The sequence below is a fragment of the Nonomuraea sp. NPDC003754 genome, assembly GCF_053605785.1.
The window spans coordinates 311,546-327,664 of sequence record NZ_JBSGJX010000003.1 but is presented as its reverse complement, the minus strand read 5'-3'; the positions used below and the strand labels follow the sequence as shown (position 1 = coordinate 327,664).

13 protein-coding genes and 1 pseudogene are annotated in these 16,119 nt (G+C 71.1%); 6 read left to right on the top strand and 8 right to left on the bottom strand.

The window, feature by feature from the left end; genetic code table 11:
• Nucleotides 1-6: 6 nt before the first annotated feature.
• Entirely contained in the window at nucleotides 7-2,790 is a 2,784-nt protein-coding gene (locus tag ACWEVS_RS05995; protein ID WP_452550174.1) for a cation-translocating P-type ATPase, read from the bottom strand.
• Nucleotides 2,791-3,163: 373 nt separating this feature from the next.
• Between ACWEVS_RS05995 and ACWEVS_RS05990 the strand changes: the two genes are divergently transcribed.
• Entirely contained in the window at nucleotides 3,164-4,117 is a 954-nt protein-coding gene (locus ACWEVS_RS05990) for an HAD-IA family hydrolase (protein WP_452550172.1), read from the top strand.
• Here the strand turns inward: ACWEVS_RS05990 and ACWEVS_RS05985 are convergent.
• Together ACWEVS_RS05985 and ACWEVS_RS05980 are read right to left on the bottom strand one after the other, a co-directional pair.
• The gene (locus ACWEVS_RS05985) at nucleotides 4,080-4,748 is read right to left on the bottom strand and encodes a TetR/AcrR family transcriptional regulator (protein ID WP_452550171.1); all 669 of its coding nucleotides are present in this window, start codon (nucleotides 4,746-4,748) and stop codon (nucleotides 4,080-4,082) included. The genes ACWEVS_RS05990 and ACWEVS_RS05985 overlap by 38 nt on opposite strands.
• 36 nt (nucleotides 4,749-4,784) lie before the next feature.
• Nucleotides 4,785-5,348, bottom strand: coding sequence for a dihydrofolate reductase family protein (locus ACWEVS_RS05980; RefSeq protein WP_452550169.1), 564 nt, complete (start codon nucleotides 5,346-5,348; stop codon nucleotides 4,785-4,787).
• A 102-nt stretch (nucleotides 5,349-5,450) separates the two neighbouring features.
• Here ACWEVS_RS05980 and ACWEVS_RS05975 point away from each other — a divergent pair, with 102 nt between their 5' ends.
• Nucleotides 5,451-5,903, top strand: a complete 453-nt coding sequence (locus ACWEVS_RS05975; RefSeq protein ID WP_449915963.1) for a universal stress protein — start codon at nucleotides 5,451-5,453, stop codon at nucleotides 5,901-5,903.
• 172 nt (nucleotides 5,904-6,075) lie between these two features.
• Here the strand turns inward: ACWEVS_RS05975 and soxR are convergent.
• Nucleotides 6,076-6,516: pseudogene (soxR, locus tag ACWEVS_RS05970) on the bottom strand (redox-sensitive transcriptional activator SoxR); the annotation flags it as partial.
• 85 nt (nucleotides 6,517-6,601) lie between these two features.
• Here soxR and ACWEVS_RS05965 point away from each other — a divergent pair.
• Nucleotides 6,602-7,498 carry an SMP-30/gluconolactonase/LRE family protein gene (locus ACWEVS_RS05965; protein WP_452550167.1) on the top strand — a complete coding sequence of 299 codons (897 nt, stop codon included), beginning with the start codon at nucleotides 6,602-6,604 and terminating at the stop codon, nucleotides 7,496-7,498.
• Here the strand turns inward: ACWEVS_RS05965 and ACWEVS_RS05960 are convergent.
• Both ACWEVS_RS05960 and ACWEVS_RS05955 read right to left on the bottom strand, forming a co-directional pair.
• Complete coding sequence (locus ACWEVS_RS05960) at nucleotides 7,476-8,150, bottom strand: ABC transporter permease (protein WP_452550165.1); 675 nt, start codon at nucleotides 8,148-8,150, stop codon at nucleotides 7,476-7,478. The genes ACWEVS_RS05965 and ACWEVS_RS05960 overlap by 23 nt on opposite strands.
• On the bottom strand, nucleotides 8,147-9,052 hold the full coding sequence (locus tag ACWEVS_RS05955; RefSeq protein ID WP_452413149.1) for an ABC transporter ATP-binding protein: 906 nt from the start codon (nucleotides 9,050-9,052) through the stop codon (nucleotides 8,147-8,149). Before ACWEVS_RS05955 ends, ACWEVS_RS05960 begins: the two co-directional genes overlap by 4 nt.
• Nucleotides 9,053-9,160: 108 nt before the next feature.
• Between ACWEVS_RS05955 and ACWEVS_RS05950 the strand changes: the two genes are divergently transcribed.
• From ACWEVS_RS05950 to dnaN, 3 genes are all read left to right on the top strand, one after another.
• Nucleotides 9,161-10,570 (top strand): sensor histidine kinase, encoded by a 1,410-nt coding sequence (locus ACWEVS_RS05950; protein ID WP_452413148.1) that lies wholly within the window; start codon nucleotides 9,161-9,163, stop codon nucleotides 10,568-10,570.
• Nucleotides 10,564-11,223, top strand: a complete 660-nt coding sequence (locus ACWEVS_RS05945) for a response regulator transcription factor (protein WP_449915953.1) — start codon at nucleotides 10,564-10,566, stop codon at nucleotides 11,221-11,223. Before ACWEVS_RS05950 ends, ACWEVS_RS05945 begins: the two co-directional genes overlap by 7 nt.
• A 466-nt stretch (nucleotides 11,224-11,689) precedes the next feature.
• Nucleotides 11,690-12,787 carry a DNA polymerase III subunit beta gene (gene dnaN / locus ACWEVS_RS05940; protein WP_452550163.1) on the top strand — a complete coding sequence of 366 codons (1,098 nt, stop codon included), beginning with the start codon at nucleotides 11,690-11,692 and terminating at the stop codon, nucleotides 12,785-12,787.
• Nucleotides 12,788-13,973: 1,186 nt separating this feature from the next.
• Here the strand turns inward: dnaN and ACWEVS_RS05935 are convergent.
• Both ACWEVS_RS05935 and ACWEVS_RS05930 read right to left on the bottom strand, forming a co-directional pair.
• Complete coding sequence (locus ACWEVS_RS05935) at nucleotides 13,974-14,657, bottom strand: FadR/GntR family transcriptional regulator (protein WP_354919144.1); 684 nt, start codon at nucleotides 14,655-14,657, stop codon at nucleotides 13,974-13,976.
• A gap of 105 nt (nucleotides 14,658-14,762) precedes the next feature.
• The gene (locus tag ACWEVS_RS05930; protein ID WP_449915950.1) at nucleotides 14,763-16,097 is read right to left on the bottom strand and encodes a helix-turn-helix domain-containing protein; all 1,335 of its coding nucleotides are present in this window, start codon (nucleotides 16,095-16,097) and stop codon (nucleotides 14,763-14,765) included.
• Nucleotides 16,098-16,119 lie beyond the last annotated feature (22 nt).

Genomic DNA, 16,119 nt, shown 5'->3' with positions numbered 1-16,119 from the left:
TCCGCCTCAGGTCGCTTCCGCCACCCGTGCGTGGCTCGCGTGCACGCGGTGCCGTACGACGAGTTTGATCAGCTCTTCGATCACGACGAGGGTCGCCGCGATCCCGACGCAGACGCCCCACTGGGCGAGGTTCAGGCCGGTGGTCCTGAGGATGCTCTGCAGGAAGCCGACCACGGTCACCGCGATGACCGCGAGGAGCGCGATGGCGTACCTGCGCAGCTGGTTCGGGCCGGGGATGGCGTCCCTGGAGAAGATCGTGTTCGTCTGGTCCCTGGTCAGCACTCCCGCCGCGACGTGGAAGAGCGACAGCGTGGTCAGGAGCATGGTGGAGGCCACGAGCGCCCCGTACGCCACGCCGACCTGGTAGGCGGCCAGCGAGCCGACCGTCATGACGAGCCCCTGGACGCACAGCCGGATCCAGTTCGCCCGGGACAGGACCGGTGCGCCGACCGGCCGGGGCGCGCGGTCCATCAGGCCGCGTGTCGGCTCGTCGAAGCCCAGCGCGATGGCGATCGGGATGTCCACCACCATGTTGATCCACAGGATCTGCAGCGGGTTGAGCGGGATCCCGTCGGCGATGCCGAAGAGGGCCGCGCCGATGAAGACCGCGATGTAGGCGACCAGCGTCGACATCTGGAAGCGCAGGTACTTCAGCAGGTTGTCGTACAGGGAGCGGCCGTACTCCACGGCGCCCACGATCGTCGCGAAGTTGTCGTCCGTGAGGATCATCACGGCGGCTTCCTTGGACACCTCGGTGCCGGTGATCCCCATCGCCACGCCGATGTCGGCCGCCTTCAGGGCGGGTGCGTCGTTCACCCCGTCGCCGGTCATGGCCACCACGTTGCCGGACTGCTTGAGCAGCCGGACCAGGCGCAGCTTGTCCTCGGGCGCCACCCGGGCGACGACGCCGATGTCATCCAGCTTCCTGAGCGCCTCGTCGTCGCTCAGCGCCGCGAACTCGGCCCCGGTGATCGCCTGGCCGGTGATGCCGAGCTCACCGGCGATCGCCGCCGCCGTCGTCGCGTGGTCGCCGGTGATCATCCGTACCCGGATGCTGGCCTTCTTGCACGTCGCGATCGCGCTCCTGGCCTCAGGACGCGGCGGGTCGACGATTCCCACCATCGCGAGCAGGGTGAGGTCCCGCACCTGGCCGATGAGGTCGCCGTCCGGGTTGAAGGCGCGCGGATCGAACTCCCGCTCGGCCACCACCATGACCCGCTCGCCCGCCGCCGCCATGCGGTCGTTCGCGTCCAGGGCGAGCGAGCGGTTGCCGTCCGTCACCTGGACGCGGGAGCCGTCCGGCGCGCGGTAGGCGGTCCCGCGCGCGATGAGCACGTCGGGGGCGCCCTTGACGTAGCAGCGGACGACCGGCTGCCCGTTCGCGCCGGTCATCTCGTGGAAGGTCGCCATGAACTTGTAGTCCGAGTCGAACGGGACCTCCGCGATCCGGGGGTAGGCGGCGCGGGTGTCGGCGATGTCGAGACCGCCCTTGGCGGCCAGCACGATCAGCGCGCCTTCCGTCGGATCCCCGATCAGGTTCTCTCCGTCCAGGACGGCGTCCGCGCACAGGATCATCGGCAGCAGGTACGGGTCGAGGTCGACGCTCGTCCCGCCGACGTGCTTGATCTCGCCCTCGGTACGGTAGCCCTCACCCGAGACGGTGAAGCGGTTCTGGCCAGGGATCACCATCTCCCTGGCCGTCATCTTGTTGAGCGTGAGCGTTCCGGTCTTGTCGGAGCAGATCATCGACGTCGAGCCCAGGGTCTCCACCGCGGGCAGGCGTTTCACGATGGCGTTACGGCGTGCGATGTTCTGGGTGCCGATCGACAGCAGCGCCGTCACGACCGCGGGAAGGCCCGTCGGGATGGCGGCGACGGCCAGGGCCACACCCGTGACGAACAGGGTGTCGAACGGCTTGTTCTGGAGCAGTCCGAGCACGACCACCAGGGCGAGGGCGATGCCGGCGATCGTCGCGATGATCTTGGACAGTGAGTCCAGCTGCTTCTGCAGCGGAGTCTTGTCCGCCTCCGTGCTCGCGAGGAGGTCGGCGATGTGGCCGATCTCGGTGTCCATCCCGGTCGCGGTGACGACGATCTCCCCACGTCCCCGGGTGACGGAGGTGTTCATGTAGGCGAAGCACGTCCGGTCGCCGAGCGGCACCTCCTTGCCCGGCACGGGCTCGACGCTCTTGAGGACCGGCAGGCTCTCGCCCGTGAGGGCGGCCTCCTCGATCTCCAGCGTGGCGGCGACGCAGATCCGGCCGTCCGCCGGAATCCTGTTGCCCGCCTCCACCAGCACCACGTCACCCGGGACGAGTTCCTCGGCGTCGATCTCGACGGCCTGGCCGTCCCGGCGCACCCGCGCGATGGTCTTCATCATCTGGGAGAGGGCCTTGACGCTCTCCTCGGCCTTCGCCTCCTGGCGCAGCCCGACCACGGCGTTGAAGACGGTGAGCGCGACGAGGACCACGGACGTTCCGACCTCGCGCGTGACGAGCAGGTTGATCAACGCGGCGGCGAGCAGCACGATCTGCATGAAGTCCCGGTACTGGCGCAGCCACGCCTGGAGCGCGGACTCCTTCTTCCCCGCGGCGAGCCGGTTCGGGCCGTGGGTCCTGAGGCGTTCGCGCGCGGCCTCGGCACCGAGCCCCTGGTCGAGTTGGACGCCGAACTCCCGGAGCACCGTCGCGACATCGGCCGCGTGCCATGCCGGACGGGCCCCCTGCCCCCGCTCAGGGACGGTCTCCGGCTTTCCCGGGCGGCGCGGATCCGGCGAGACGGTGCTGCTCATCCTCTGCGTCCTCCGTTGCGAAAGCGCGGCCGATCACACGGCGAGCGCGGTCGACCCCGTCGGCGGCTTCCTCCTCCATCGCTTCGCGCGCCCGTACCGGCCGAAAGCCGGTATGCGACACCGCCGGTGTCGATCACCGGCGTGTCCTCTGTTCATGCCCTCCCCGGCTTCACATTTCTCCCTAAAAGTGTGCAAATTGGGCATTGGTTTGGTTGGGATCCGCCCGGCGCGCGCACCGCGGATCAGGGGCGGCGCCCCGACGCGGGGGGCGGAAGGCACGATCGGGGCGGTGCCGGGTAGCGTGCCTGCTGGATCCGACTTCCTGCGACTTCCTGCGACTACTGCGACTTCCTGACGACGACGAGGCGGGACGGTGGCTGACCTCATCCGTGGCGTGTTGTTCGACATCGACGACACCCTCTTCGACTACTCCAGCTCCGAACGCGCCGGCCTGCTCGAACATCTGGCCGCCGAGGGCCTGCTGGACGGCTTCCCGTCGCCCGAGGAGGCGGTCGCGCGGTGGCGACGGATCATGGAGGAGGAGTACGACAGGTTCCTGGTCGGCGAGCTGACCTTCGAGGAGCAGCGGCTCGTCCGGGTCAGCAGGTTCCTCGGCAGGCCGGTGCCGGAAGAGGAGGCGACGGCCTGGTTCGCGGGCTACTCGGCGCTCGTCAACGCCGCGTGGGCGGCCTTCCCCGACGCCGCCCCCGTGCTGGCGGCGCTCGCGCCGCGTTACCGGCTGGGGGTGGTGACCAACTCCACGCTGTCGCACCAGCTGGCCAAGCTGACCGCGCTCGGCCTGCTCGGCCACTTCGGCACGACGGCGATCGTGTGTTCCAGCGAGTACGGCCAGGCGAAACCGCACCCCGGCATCTTCCTGGAGGGATGCGCGCGGCTCGGCCTGCCCCCTGCGCAGGTCGCGTTCGTGGGCGACAAGTACGACATCGACGCGCTGGGGGCACGCGACGCGGGACTGCGCGCCTTCTGGCTCGACCGGTCGGGCCGCGGCGCCGTACCAGCCCGCGAGAGCGCCGCAGGGTCACAGGTGGGGGCTGCTCCGGCCCGCGAGAGCGCCGTGGGGCCGCAGGTGGGGGCTGCTCCGGCCCGCGAGAGCGCCGCAGGGCGACCGGCGGGGGACGTATCGGCAGGCGAGGGTGCCGCGGGGTCGCGTGCGGGGGATGGCCGGGAACGCGAGGGCGCCGTGGGGTCACGGGGCGGGGACGGGCCGGCACCGGACGGCGTGACGGTCATCGGCTCGCTGGAGGAACTGCTGACGGCCTTGGACGCGGTCAGCTCGCGTAGATCAGCTGGCGGTACGGCCGGATGAGGTCCTCGAACGCGGCGATGAACTCGGCGGCGGCCGTGGCGATCTCCTCGTCCGGCGGCGGCGTGGCGGGTTCGAGCGCGTGGCGCACGACGAACGCCAGCGTCTCGGCCTTGGCCCGCCGGTCGAGCTCGCCCGCCTGCGGGTCGAGCGCGTCGATGAGGTAGAAACCGCCGTTGAGCGCGCTCAGGGCGTACCGAAGGTTGGGCACGTCGTCGCGGAGCAGGCCGTGGCCGACCATCAGGTCGAACATGCGCGTGGTGGCCAGCAGCTCCTGGCTGTGCAGCGGCCGGTCGGCCATCATGCCCTGCAGCGCCCGGCTGTCGCCGGTGATGAGCACGCGCAGGACGGGCCGGTCCTGGATGTCGACGAACGAGAACGCCAGCATCCGGTGGGGCAGCACGGTGGCCGGTTCGCGGCGCATCTCGGCGAGGAGCGTCTCCAGGTAGGCGACGGCCTCGCGCAGGAGCAGGGCCTCGAACAGCTGCTGCTTGGTGCGCCAGTGGAGGTAGACGGTGCCCTTGCCGATCCCGGCCCGCTGGGCGATGTCCTCGATCGTCACCTTGCGGTAGCCGAGCTGGACCAGGAGCTCGGCGGCGGCGTCGAGGATCCGGTCGGCCCGCTCCTTCGTCATGGGGCCTCCAGAACACACGCTGACCGTTGGTCGAATCTATCGCAGGCGGAATGTGAGGTGTGTCGCCTGCGGCGTCTCCACCACCTGGGTCGTGCGCAGCTCGGTGCGGGTGAGTCCGTCCCAGAGGAGCGTGCCGCCGCCCAGGATCACCGGCACCAGGTGCAGGCGCAGCTCGTCCACGACCCCTGCCCTCAGGTACTGCCGGGCCAGCTCGGCCCCGCCCACGACGCAGATGTCGGCGTCGCCCGCGGCCTCGCGCGCCTGGCCAAGCGCGCTCTCGATGCCGTCGGTGACGAACGTGAAGGTGGTGGGGCCCTTGACCAGCGTCGGCCGGGGCCGGTGCGTGACCACGAAGCACGGCCTGCCGAAGGCGCCGTCGTCGCCCCAGGGCTCCTCGCCGACGTCGAACATGCGGCGGCCGAGAAGGAAGGCGCCGGTGTTGGCGAAGGTCCGGCTCGCGATCTCCTTCTCCTGGGCGGTGGAGTCGCCGAGCAGCCAGTCGTGCAGCCGCAGGCCGTCCTCGCCGAGGGGGTGCTCGAGCGAGACGCCGGGCGCGGCGACATACCCGTCGAGCGATGTCGTCATTTCCAGAAAAATCATCAGATCTCCCGACGAATGTGACGTATGAGACATCGAACGCAGGAATCCCCCGTGATCACTCCAGTGCTACAGGAGACAGGACACGCGAAAGGGAGCGCAACCATGTCGTACCTCATCGCCTATGACGGCTCGGCCGACTCGCGGCACGCGATCGAGTTCGCCGCCAAGCATCTCAGCGCGGAGCCCACCGTGATCGTCACCGTGTGGGAGCCGCTCATCGTGCAGCTCGCCCGGCACGGCGCGGCAGCCGCCACCCTGATCCCCGGCGAGAACGTCGAGGAAGCGCAGACGCAGGCCGTGGCGCGCGCCAAGGAGGGGGCCGAGCTGGCGGTCGCCTCCGGCCTGTCCGACGTCACCTACCGCGCGGTGGCCGACAAGAGCTCCATCTGGCAGGCCATCGTCGACCTCGCCGACGAGATCGACGCCTCGCTCGTCGTCACCGGATCGCGCGGCCTCGGCGGCGTGCGCTCGGTGCTCCTCGGCAGCGTCAGCAACCACGTGCTCCACCACGCTCGGCGCCCGACGCTGATCGTGCCTCCGACGGAAGGCCGCTGACCACCTCGCCCCGCCCCGCTTCCCGCGGGGAGCCGTCCGCCGCCGGTCCTGCCGCTCTCGGGGGGCCGTCCGCCGCCGGTCCTGCTTCCCGGGGGGAGCCGTTCACCGAGGGCCCGGCCTCCCGCGGGGAGTCGTTGGCCGGGGTGCAGGGGAAGGGGTGCAGGTGGGTGTCGATGCGCCTGGCCCCCGGCCCCTCCTCGCCGAGCTCGTCACGCGGGTTGGCCAGCACGCACCTGTCGAGCGACAGGCACCCGCAGCCGATGCAGTCGGTGAGGTCGTCGCGCAGGCGCAGCAGCTGCTCGATGCGGTCGTCCAGCTCCGTCCGCCAGGCGGCCGACAGGCGGGCCCAGTCGCCACGGGTCGGCGTGCGCCCCTCGGGCAGCTCGGCCAGGGCGTCCTTGATCGTCTTCAGCGGGATGCCGATGCGCTGCGCCAGCCGTACGAAGGCGACCCTGCGCAGGGTGTCGCGGGAGTAGCGGCGCTGGTTGCCCGCCGTGCGGCGGCTGGAGATGAGGCCCTTGGCCTCGTAGAAGTGCAGGGCGGAGACGGCCACGCCGCTGCGCTGGGACAGCTGGCCGACCGTCAGCTCCTTCGCGTTCCACGGCGCGGTCATGGCGTCACGGCCCTGTGGATGTCGCTGACGTACGCGAGTACCTGCACCGCTCCAGCCTAAACGGACAATCTTCTACGATCCGACCGTGAACACGATTCAGGCAAAGTTCGAGGTTCTCGACGAGCGCTTCGCCGGCATCGGCGGCGACGAGCGGATGGAGATCCTCCACACCGGCACCCGCTGGGCCGAGGGACCCTGCTACTTCCCGGCAGGCCGCTACCTGGTCTGGAGCGACATCCCGAACGACAGGATGCTGCGCTGGGACGAGCAGTCCGGCCACGTCGGGCCCTTCCGCCGGCCGTCCGGCTACGTCAACGGCAACACCCGCGACGCGCAGGGCCGGCTCGTCTCCTGCGAGCAGGGCAACCGCAGGGTCACCCGCACCGAGCACGACGGTTCGATCACCGTCCTCGCCGACCGGTGGCAGGGCAGGCGCCTCAACAGCCCCAACGACGTGGTCGTCAAGTCGGACGGGTCGGTCTGGTTCACCGACCCGCCGTACGGGATCACCAGCGACTACGAGGGGCACCGGGCCGAGCAGGAGATCGACGGCTGCCACGTCTACCGCGTCGACCCGGTGAGCGGCGAGGTGACCCGGGTGGCCGACGGGTTCGAGCGGCCGAACGGCCTGGCGTTCAGCCCCGACGAGAGCCTGCTGTACGTCGTCGACACCCGCCGCAGGCACCTGCGCGTCTTCGACGTCCGCGCCGACGGCACCCTGTCGGGCGGCAAGGTGCTGGCCGAGGGCACCTCCGACGGCATCAGGCTCGACGACGCGGGCCGGATCTGGGCGGCGGGAGACGGCGGCGTGCTCTGCTTCGACCCCGACGGCACGCTCATCGGCAGGCTGGCGATCCCCGAGAAGGTCGCCAACCTGACCTTCGGCGGGCTCAAGGGCAACTGGCTGTTCATCACCGCCTCCACCTCGCTCTACGCGCTGATGACCAACGTGCGGGGGATCATTCCCAGCGGAACACCCTGACCGCGAGCGCCCCGGACACCACCAACCCCACCGCCATCACCAGCAGGTGGGGCAGGTGGGGCGCCTGTCCCACCCACGTGTCGCCCAGCGCGCGGGCGAAGGGCCCGGCCACCGAGTAGTCGCCGATCACCCGCACGACCTCGGGAAGGTACTCGCGCGGCACCCACATGCCCGACACGAACATCAGCGGGAACATCACCGCGGACCCGATGGTCGGCGCGGCCTTGCCGTTCGGCGCCAGGGAGGCGATCACCAGCCCCATCGCCATCAGCGCCGCCGTGCCGAGCACGAACACCAGCAGGAACCCGGGCAGGTTGCGCGGCAGGCCCGGCCCGAACGCCATCAGCAGTCCGGTGGCCACCACCGCGACCACCAGGTTGATCAGCAGCTGGACGGCCAGCACGCGCAGGGGCGAGACCGGCGTCGTCGACATCCTGCGCAGCACGCCCTGGTGCCGGTAGGTGGCCAGCACCGTAGGCAGCACGGTGAACGACAGCGTCAGCACCGACAGCATGACCATCAGCGCCGGGAAGGCGGGACCCGCGGCCCGGCCGAGGAAGGCCAGCAGCATCAGCGGCAGGGCGATCGTGAACAGCAGCGACGCGCCGTCGCGCAGGTGCAGCTTGGCCTCGACGAGCAGGATCTTGCTCACGTCAGGCTCCTTCCGGTGAGCGAGAGGAAGGCGTCCTCGAGCGTCGCCCGCTCGATGTGCAGGTCGGCGGGGACGATCCGGCGCTCCGCCAGCGCGAGCGTGACAGCCGGCGCCAGGTCGCCCGAGCCGGTGACCGTGACCTGCTCGCCGTTCCTGACCACCCCCGTGACCCCGGGTACGGCCAGCAGCAGCGCCTCCTCGACCGGCGCCGACGGCCGGAACCTGACCCGCTGCGCGGCCCCGGCCCCGCCGATGAGCGCGTCCGGCGTGTCCAGGGCGACGACCCGGCCCGAGGAGATGAGCGCCACCCTGTCGCAGAGCCGCTCCGCCTCCTCCATGAAGTGGGTGACCAGCACGATCGTGACCCCGTCCGCCCTGACCCGCTCGACCAGGTCCCAGGTGTCCCTGCGGGCCTGCGGATCGAGCCCGGTGGTCAGCTCGTCGAGCACGGCCACGCGCGGCCTGCCGACCAGGGCCAGCGCGACCGACAGCCGCTGCCGCTGGCCGCCCGACAGCTTGGCGAAGGGGGTGTTCCGCTTGGCGGACAGGCCCACCGTGTCGAGCAGCGCCCGCCAGTCGGCCGGGTCGGGATAGAAGGACGCGAAGAGGTCCAGCGCCTCCCATACCTTGATCTTGTCGGGCAGGGCGGCGCTCTGCAGCTGGACACCCAGAATGCGGCGGACGGCGGCGCGGTCGCCGACGGGGTCGTGCCCGCCGACCCTGATCGTGCCGCCTGAGGGGGTCCGCAGCCCCGCGACGCACTCGACGGTGGTGGTCTTGCCGGCGCCGTTCGGACCGAGCACGCCGAAGATCTCACCCTCGGCGACGGCGAACGAGACGTCGTCCACCGCCACGTGGTCCCCATAGAGTTTGCGGAGGTTCGCGACCTCGATGACCTTCATGTCCATGACGCTAGGAACCGGCGCGCCCGCCGGTAAGGCGGCTGGATGCACGACAGGGGTGGGGCTAGGTGCAGTGTGCATAGGCTGCCGATCGCCCAGACTGGGGGCATGCTCCGCAGAAGCCTGGTGTTGATCGCGCTGGTCGCCGTCGAGGTGCCGGTGGCGTTGCTGTCGATGCTCGCGCTGATCGGCGCGTTCGCCCTGGGGCTGGTTCCGTGCTTCCCGCCCACGGTCATGCTCGTCAGGCGCGTGACCGGGCTGACCAGGAGGATGGCCGGCATCGAGGCGCCGTACCACCCCGAGCCGCCCCCGCCCGTGCCGCAACCGGACGGCTGGTACCGCCACGACCGCACGCTCTACAAGTCGCCGCGGGTGCCGAGGTGGAGCAACCGCTGGAAGTGGCTGTTCGGCGACCCCGCCACGTGGCGGGACTTCGTCTGGCTGCTGCTCGACCCGGTGGTGAAGGCGGTACTGGCGCTGCCGCTGCTGGCGCTGCCGGGACCCGCGCAGCGCGTCTACGGTCGGTGGGCGGCGCTGCTGCTGGCGCCGACGGCCAAGAGCCGGCTGGCGGGCCAGGTGCGGCGGCTGGCGGAGTCGCGCACGACGACGGTCGACTCGCAGGCGGCCGAGATGCGCAGGATCGAACGCGACCTGCACGACGGCACCCAGGCGCGGCTGGTCGCGCTCGGCATGACGCTCGGCGCGGTCGAGGAACTGGTCAGGAACGATCCGGCGGCGGCCGTGGCGCTGCTGGCCAAGGCGCGGGAGGCCTCCGCGGAGGCGCTGGCCGAACTGCGCCGGGTGGTGCGCGGCATCCACCCGCCGGTCCTGGCCGAACGCGGGCTCGGTGACGCGGTGCGTGCGCTGGCCCTCGACAGCCCGCTGGCGGTGGACGTGCAGATCGACCTCCCCGTACGGCTGCAGACGCCGGTCGAGACCGCGCTCTACTTCGCGATCAGCGAGCTGCTGTCGAACGTGGCCAGGCACTCCGGCGCCGAACGCGTCACCGTCGACATCAGCCACTCCGGACGCGACGTCAACGTCCTGGTCTGGGACGACGGGCGCGGCGGGGCCGACGCCTCGCGCGGCAGCGGCCTGAACGGCATCGAACGCCGCCTCGCCGCCTTCGACGGCGTGCTCGCCGTGTCCAGCCCGGAGGGCGGCCCGACCACCGTGGCCCTGTCGGTGCCGCTGGCCCTGCCCGAGGAGTACGGCAAGCCGAAGATCCGCATGCCGTGGTGGCAGACCTCGACCGTGGTCGTGTGCTGGGGCCTGGCCTGGCTCCCGCTGTTCCCGCAGGGCCTGGTCGCGGGCGTCTTCAAGGCCCTCGACCTCGAGATCAAGTCGTGGTTCCTGGCGCTGTACCTGGACGAGCCGTGGCAGTGGCCGACGATCATCGGAATGATCGCGCTGGGCTCGCTGATGTACGGCCTGGCGCTCTACCTGCCGATGTGCCACGACAGGGAACGCTGGATGGCCGAGTCCACCCCGAGACGCCCCTGGCGCGGCGCATGGTGAACCGCGTCCTGGTCGCCGAGGACCTCTACCTGCTCAGGGAAGGCCTCGTCCACCTGCTCCAGGCCCACGGCTTCACCGTCGTCGCCGCCGTCGAGGACGGCCCTTCCCTCCACCGGTCGCTGATCGAGCTGCGGCCCGACGTCTCCATCGTCGACGTACGGCTGCCGCCCACCTTCACCGACGAGGGCCTGCAGGCCGCGCTGGACGCCCGCAAGCAGATCCCCGGCCTGCCCATCCTGGTGCTGTCGCAGCACGTCGAGCAGCTGTACGCCAGGGAGCTGCTGGCCGACGGGTCGGGCGGCGTCGGCTACCTGCTGAAGGACAGGGTGTTCAACGCCGAGCAGTTCGTCGACGCCGTACGCAGGGTCGCCGAGGGCGGCACCGCGATGGACCCCGAGGTGATCGCCAAGCTGCTGGCCAGCAAGGCCAGGCACGAGCCGCTCGGCAGGCTCACACCACGCGAGAAGGAGGTACTGGGGGCGATGGCCGAGGGCCGGTCGAACGCCGCCATCGCCCAGCGGCTCTACCTGAGCGAGAGCGCCGTGGGCAAGCACACCGCCTCCATCTTCGCCAAGCTCGACCTCGCCCCCTCCGACGACGACAACCGGCGAGTGCTGGCCGTCCTGGCCTACCTCAACGCGGCCCGCCGCTAGCCGTCTTCAGCGCGGCCCGAGGCCAGCCTTCTTCGGCCCGGCGCCAGCCGTCTTCAACGCGGCCCGACACCAGCCGTCTTCAGCGCGGCCCGAGGCCAGCCTTCTTCGGCCCGGCGCCAGCCATCTTCGACGCGGCCTGGCGCCAGCCTTCTTCGGCCCGGTCCGAGGCCAGCCTTCTTCGGCCCGGCGCCAGCCGTCTCCAACGCGGCCCGAGACCAGCCTTCTTCGGCCCGGCGCCAGCCGTCTCCAACACGGCCCGACACTAGCTGGCCTTGCGTAGCCCGGCGCCGGCCGTCGCGCCTGGCGGCGCCGTTCACGCGGCTGGGCTGGGGGTCTCTGGCGCATCGAGCGCGGCTGACCCCTGGGGCCGCCTCCGAGCTGCGGTGGGATCATCTCGCACCGGTCCGGTTTGTCAGTGCCACCGGCTAACGTTTGGTGAGAAACCGGCGACGAAGGGATGGCTCAGGTGAAGTTCCGGGTTAACCGCGATGTGCTGGCTGACGCGGTGGCGTGGGCGGCCCGAGTCCTCCCCACCCGCCCCTCCGCTCCCGTGCTGTCCGGTCTGCTGCTCGAAGCGGGCGACGAGCTGACCCTGTCCGCCTTCGACTACGACGTCTCCGCGCGAGCGCGCATCGAGGCCGACATCGACGAGCCGGGCCAGGTCCTCATCCCTGGCAGGCTGCTCGCCGAGATCAGCCGCAGCCTGCCGCAGGAGCCGGTCCAGATCGTCACCGACGGCTCCGAGGCGGTGCTGACCTGCGGCAGCGCCGAGTTCGGGCTCGTGACGATGCCGGTCGAGGACTTTCCCACCCTGCCCACGATGCCCCCCGCCATCGGCGCGGTCGGCGGTGGCGTGTTCGCCGGAGCCGTCGGCCAGGTGGCCCCCGCCGCCAGCCGCGACGACACGCTGCCCATGCTGACCGGCATCCGGGTCGACATCGCGGGCGACTCCGTGGCCATGGCCGCCACCGACCGCTACCGCATCGCGGCCCGCGAATTCGCCTGGCGTCCCGTCCGGCCCGACGTCAACATCTCGGCGATGGTGCCCGCCAGGGTGCTGGTCGAGGTGGCCAAGTCGCTGCGCGGCGGCGAGGTGTCGATCGCGATGGGCGACGGGGTGGCGGGCTTCGAGAGCGTCGGCCGCAGCACCACCGTCCGCCTGCTGGACGAGCAGTTCATCGACTACCGCACGCGCCTGACGGCCGACTGGCCGCTGCGCGCCGACGTGCGCGTCGGCCCGTTCGTGGAGGCGATCAAGCGCGTCGCGCTCGTCGCGGAGCGCAACACCCGCATGAAGCTGTCGTTCACGCAGGGCCAGGTGCTCATCCAGGCGGGCGGCGGCGACATCGGACGCGGCGCCGAGGTGGTGGAGTGCGACCTGCGCGGCGACGACATCCAGATCGCCTTCCAGTCGCAGTTCCTGATCGACGGGCTGACCGGGATCGAGACGGAGTTCGCGCGCATCAACATGGAGTCGCCGACCAGGCCCGCCATGATCACCGACGTCCCGGGCGACGCCGACCCCGCCTTCCGCTACCTCGTCATGTCCCTCCGCCTCGTCTGACCACCCCGCGTCGCCCCACGCGCGGACAGTCGCCCCACGCGCGGACACAGGTGTACCTCCACCCGCGTACCGGCCGGTCCGCGCTCCACCCACGTTCCGGCCGGTCCGTGCTCCACCCGCGTTCCGGCCGGTCCGTGCTCCACCCGCGTTCCGGCCGGTCCGTGCTCCACCCACGTTCCGGCCGCTCTGCGCTCCACCCACGTTCCGGCCGGTCCGCGGCTACGGAGGCACCAGGCGCCCGGTCGGCCTGCACGCTCGCGCTCGGGTGCGCTGGGTCTGATTCGGTACGCACGCGAGTCCGGGCCGCCGCGTCCGTGTGGCACGCGGGACTGTCACGGGTCTCGGGCCGCGCCTGTCCGGCGTGTCGGGCGTCGGGTTCGCGCTGACGTTCCCGTAGGAGGCGTCGCTGGGTTCGGGGGCATGCGGCACGTGGGGCGAGTCGGAGGTGCCCGTCTGCGTCCGTGTGGCACGTAGGGCGGCACCCAGGGCGTCAGGTCCGTACGGCACGCCGGGTCAAGCCCACCCTCCGTGCGGGGTCGGCGTCCCTCCAGGGAGACGGCCGGCGAGCGTGCGGGGCCGGGGTGGCAGACGCCGGGCTCGTTGGCGTGGCGGCTTCGGCCCAGCGCGGCGGCCCAGGCGCCCAGCCATCGTCCGCGGGGACGGCCGTACGTACGGGCGACGTTGGCCACGGGGACGGCCGTACGTACGGGCGACGTTGGCCACGGGGACGGCCGTACGTACGGGCGACGTTGGCCACGGGGACGGCTGTATGGGCGGCCTGGCTACGGGGGCGGCTGTACGGGCTGCGTTGGCCACAGGAACAGCCGTACGGGCGACGTTGGCCGCGGGGGCGGCGGTCCGTCCGAGCGAGGCTGGTCAAGGGGACGGCTGTACGGGCGACGTAGCGGCGATCAGCCGGAGTCCTGCTGGAGTATGCGTGAAAGACGGGCGGCCAGCGAGTGACCGCGGTGGCCGTGGTGTGGCTTGCCGTACGGGAGGAAGGACGACCGGCTCCACGCACCGATGCGGAAGGCGGCCATCCTCGTGGCGCGGGCGAGAGACACGCCGACAAGACCCGCGGCGCACGTGGAAAGCGGCCGGTCCCGTGACCCATACGGAAGGCAGTTGCGTGTGCGGGAGATGGGCGGCCGATCCCAGCCGCGAGTCGGTGGAGAGGGAGCTGGGGTCAGACGTCGGTCAGGGCGATGAGGATGTGTTCCATGCAGGCGTGGCCGGCGCGTTCGGCCGCGGAGGCGTCGCCTGCCGCGATGGCGCGGGCGATCGCGTCGTGGGGGATGTAGCTGGAGTTGAGCGCGTCCATCGATGTGCCCGCTGCCGTGATGCTGGCCCGCAGCGCCGCCGAGAAGTCCTCGTAGAGGTCGATCAGCACCAGGTTGTGGGTCGCGCCCACGACCGCCTTGTGGAAGGACAGGTCGGCTTCGACGAACGCCTCGGGGTTGCCGGCCTCCCACGCCCTGTCGCGGTCGGCCAGGCGCGCCTCGATGATGCGGATGTCGTCGTCGGTGCGCCTGGTGGCGGCCAGGCGCGCCGATTCGACTTCGAGCGCGCGCCTGACTTCGAGGATCTCCAGCTGTTCGGCCTGCTTGAGCCGGCGCAGCATCGCTCCTGACAGCTCGTTGGTCGCCCTGACGTAGGTGCCGTCGCCTTGCCGGCACTCGAGCAGCCCGGCGTGGGTGAGCGCGCGCACGGCCTCACGAACCGTGTTGCGCCCCACTCCGAGCTGCTCGGCGAGCACGGTCTCCGTGGGGATCTTGCCGTTGATCTGCCACGACCCTGAGGTGATCTGCTCTTTGAGCTGATCGATCACCTGGTCGACGAGCGAGGCCCGCTGCGCCGTACGCAGACTCACAGTCCGCCTCCTCCGGGGAAACCAATCATCCTATGAGTCAATGACTGGTCGACCCTAATTATTCCAGACGTGAAAACACAAATCTGGAGCTCCCGGAGTTCTTTTTCAGCGGGAAAGTGGCGCGTCCACCCGCACTCCGGCCATGGCGGAACGAACTCCTGCGGCTTCGAGGGCTCTACGATACGCCGCGGTCTGTTCGTCCTGATGACCGGCCCTGCCGTACAGGTCGCCCAGTTCGCGCCAGCATCTGGCCGCTCTCCTGTCGATCCCGTACGGCGGAGCGTGGAGCGCGTCCAGGAGCAGCCGGGCCGAGCGGAGGTGCTCGGTCGCGTCGCCGCCACTCGCGAGCGTGGCGTCGGCCAGCAGCAGGTGGGCGACCGCTGGGACCGTTCCTGGAACGTTACGGAGCAGGCTGAGCGCATTGGTGCCGAGCTCGCTCGCGCCGTCGGCGTCACCCGCCCGGAGCCGGACGCGCCCGTGCACGATCATGCTTTCGGCGTGGTCGGCGACCGTGTCGGCGAAGGCGGACAGGATCCGGCTCGCGTTCGTGGCGAACTCCTCCGCCTCCGCGGCCGTGGCGAGCCCGAGGCGCGCCCACGCCATCGAGACCTGCCCGAGGCGGACGGCCAGGCGGGCGGAGCGACCTGCGGAGATGGCGTCGTCGGCCAGCCGTACGGCCAGCGCGGAGTCTTCGCCGGCCGCGGCCACGATGCTCGCCTTCCACAGCGCGTGGATCTCAGCGGAACGGTCCACAATCTCAGGTGTCCCGGTCGAGACGAGCACCTGCCGCACGTAGGTGAGCTCAGGCGACGGGTCCGAGCGGGTCTCCACGAGCGCGGCGGCCAGCTCCACCGCCAGCTCACCCTGCGTGACGGCGAGCCTGGTGGCGTGCTCGAACGCCGCGGTGCCCAGGTCGCGTGCGCGCAGCCGGTCGCCAGCCAGGTGGTAACAGCGTGCGAGCGCGACGGCCAGCGGCAGGTCGGCAAGGCGTTCGGGATGAGCGGCAGCCTCCCTACGCAGCCGCTCATAAGCCTCGACAGCCGGTCCGAGCCTGCCCTGCGCCTCGAGCGCGCGCGCTCTGCCGAGTCTGGCGTGCGCGGCGAGCATCGCGTTCTCCTCGCCGGCGGCCTTGATGATCTCGGTGAAGCGCTCGGCGGCCACGTTCGGGTCGCCGTGCCGCAACTCCAGCTCGGCATGGCGGAGGCCGAGCTCGGTGTCGATGCGCTGTCGAGGTTCGATCCCGTGCAGGAGGAACTCGGTGGTGCATCCCAGTCGCTCGGCCAGGAGTCTGGCCACTACGGGAGTCGGTGTTCGCTTACCCGACTCGATGAGTGAGACATAACTGTCCGACAGGTCGGGCCCGGCCAGCTGGGCCTGAGACATCCGCCTGTTTAGCCGCAGTCCTCGGACGCGGTCACCGATGGTTCCCTGACTCGGCATCTCATCTCTCAGGGCGGGGAAG

Bases quoted from the DNA above. Each gene is read 5' to 3' on its own strand.
- ACWEVS_RS05995 (WP_452550174.1), bottom strand. From the start codon at position 2,790: ATGAGCAGCACCGTCTCGCCGGATCCGCGCCGCCCGGGAAAGCCGGAG.
- ACWEVS_RS05985 (WP_452550171.1), bottom strand. From the start codon at position 4,748: ATGACGAAGGAGCGGGCCGACCGGATCCTCGACGCCGCCGCCGAGCTC.
- ACWEVS_RS05980 (WP_452550169.1), bottom strand. From the start codon at position 5,348: ATGATTTTTCTGGAAATGACGACATCGCTCGACGGGTATGTCGCCGCG.
- ACWEVS_RS05975 (WP_449915963.1), top strand. From the start codon at position 5,451: ATGTCGTACCTCATCGCCTATGACGGCTCGGCCGACTCGCGGCACGCG.
- ACWEVS_RS05955 (WP_452413149.1), bottom strand. From the start codon at position 9,052: ATGAAGGTCATCGAGGTCGCGAACCTCCGCAAACTCTATGGGGACCAC.
- ACWEVS_RS05950 (WP_452413148.1), top strand. From the start codon at position 9,161: ATGCTCCGCAGAAGCCTGGTGTTGATCGCGCTGGTCGCCGTCGAGGTG.
- ACWEVS_RS05945 (WP_449915953.1), top strand. From the start codon at position 10,564: ATGGTGAACCGCGTCCTGGTCGCCGAGGACCTCTACCTGCTCAGGGAA.
- ACWEVS_RS05930 (WP_449915950.1), bottom strand. From the start codon at position 16,097: ATGCCGAGTCAGGGAACCATCGGTGACCGCGTCCGAGGACTGCGGCTA.